The sequence below is a fragment of the Streptomyces sp. NPDC048523 genome (assembly GCF_043199815.1).
Taxonomy (GTDB): Bacteria; Actinomycetota; Actinomycetes; order Streptomycetales; family Streptomycetaceae; genus Streptomyces.
The window spans coordinates 1-1,935 of sequence record NZ_JBICWQ010000028.1 but is presented as its reverse complement, the minus strand read 5'-3'; the positions used below and the strand labels follow the sequence as shown (position 1 = coordinate 1,935).

Sequence of the window (1,935 nt, the reverse complement as noted above, 5' to 3'; positions counted from 1 at the left end):
CTGGGCAGTGAGGACGACCCGGAGAGTGCTGTGTCCCGGCAGCTTGCTTTCTGGAAGGACACGCTCGACGGTCTTCCGGAAGAGATCTCCCTGCCCGTGGACCGGCCCAGGGAAGCGGTGCGCGGCACCGAGCCCGGCCGCGTCGTCCGGTTCACCCTCGACCCCGAACTCCACCGGGCCATGGCGGCTCTCGCACGCACTCGGGGCGCCACCATCTTTATGGTGCTCCAGGCTGGACTCGCCGCTTTGCTCAGCCGGCTCGGGGCCGGCGACGACATCCCCATCGGCGCTCCGATCGCGGGGCGCACCGATGATGCGCTGGAGGATCTGGTCGGGTTCTTCGTCAACAGCCTCGTCCTGCGCACCGACACCAGTGGCGACCCCTCCTTCCGCGAGCTGCTCGGCCGGGTGCGCACCGCGGACCTGGCCGCCTATGAGAACCAGGACCTGCCGTTCGAGCGGCTGGTGGAGGTCCTCAACCCGGCCCGTGCGGTGACCCGCCACCCCCTGTTCCAGGTCTGGCTGGCCCTGGACAACACTCCCGACGAGACGCTGGGCCTGCCCGGACTCGGCATCGCGATCGAGCCGACCGCCGAGACGCTCTCGAAGTTCGACCTCCTCCTCAGCCTGCGCGAGCGCCACGACGCCGGTGGCGTACCCGCCGGCATCGAAGGCATCGCGCGCTACAACACCAGCCTGTTCGACCACGAAACCGTGGAATCGGCTCTCGAGCGCCTGGTGCGTCTACTGCGCGCCTCCGTCGCCGAGCCCGGCAATCCGATCAGCCAGGCGGACCTGCTCTCCACCGAAGAGCGCGATCTGATCCTCCTCGACTGGCAAGGCCATGACCGCCCGGCCCCGCCAGAGTTGCTGCCCCGCATGTTCGAGGCGCAGGCCGCCCTCACCCCCGAGGCACCCGCCGTATCGGACGACGGCACCGTCCTGACCTACGCCGACCTGGAGGCCCGCGCCAACCGGCTCGCCCACCACCTGATCGGACTCGGGGCAGGACCCGAGCAGGTCGTCGCGGTCGGCCTGCCCCGCTCTCCGGAGCTCATGGTCGCCCTTCTCGCGGTCGCGAAGACGGGGGCGGCGTACCTGCCCCTCGACACGGAGTACCCGGCCGAGCGCATCGCGCTCATGCAGGCCGATACCGCACCGAGGGTGCTCGTCACGACCAAGGACGCACCGGTCGGGGCGGCCGGTGCCCTGGGCACCGTCATCCTCGCCGTCGACGACCCCGACGTCACCGCCCAGGTCGCGCGACAGCCGCAGACTCCCCCCACCGACGCAGATCGCCCGCTACCCCTGCACCCCCGGAACGCCGCCTACGTGATCTATACCTCGGGGTCCACGGGCGCACCGAAGGGCGTGATGGTCGAGCACGGCGCCCTCGCCGACTACCTGACGGGCGCCCGTTCCGGCTACCGGAGCACCGATGGCGCCGCCCTCCTGCACTCCTCGGTCTCGTTCGACATGACGGTCACCGCCCTCTACGTCCCGCTCATCTCCGGCGGCTGCGTGGTCATCGGGTCGCTCCGGGACGCCGACGCCGGACGGTCGGCGCCGATCGAGCCGTACACCTTCCTGAAGGCCACGCCCAGCCACCTGTCCCTCCTGATGGAGCTGCCCGAGGAGTACGCCCCGACGAGCGAACTGCTCCTGGCGGGCGAGCCCGTCAACGCCGCCGTCCTCGAAGCCTGGCGTCGTCGCCACCCCCACGTCGCCGTGCGCAACGTCTACGGGCCCACCGAGACCACCGTCAGCGCCACCGAGTACCGCCTCGCCCCCGGGCAGACGGTCGACGGACACACACTGCCGATCGGCCGCCCCCTGGACAACACGCGGGTGTATGTGTTGGACGGTGGGTTGCGGCCGGTGCCGGTGGGGACGCCGGGTGAGTTGTATGTCGCGGGTTCGGGTGTGGCTCGTGGG

1 protein-coding gene is annotated in these 1,935 nt (G+C 71.0%); it reads left to right on the top strand.

Annotated features, from left to right (window positions below; genetic code table 11):
- Nucleotides 1–30 precede the first annotated feature (30 nt).
- Nucleotides 31–1,935: AMP-binding protein (locus ACGFWE_RS43410; RefSeq protein WP_393606207.1), on the top strand; the 1,905-nt coding region annotated here is incomplete at its 3' end.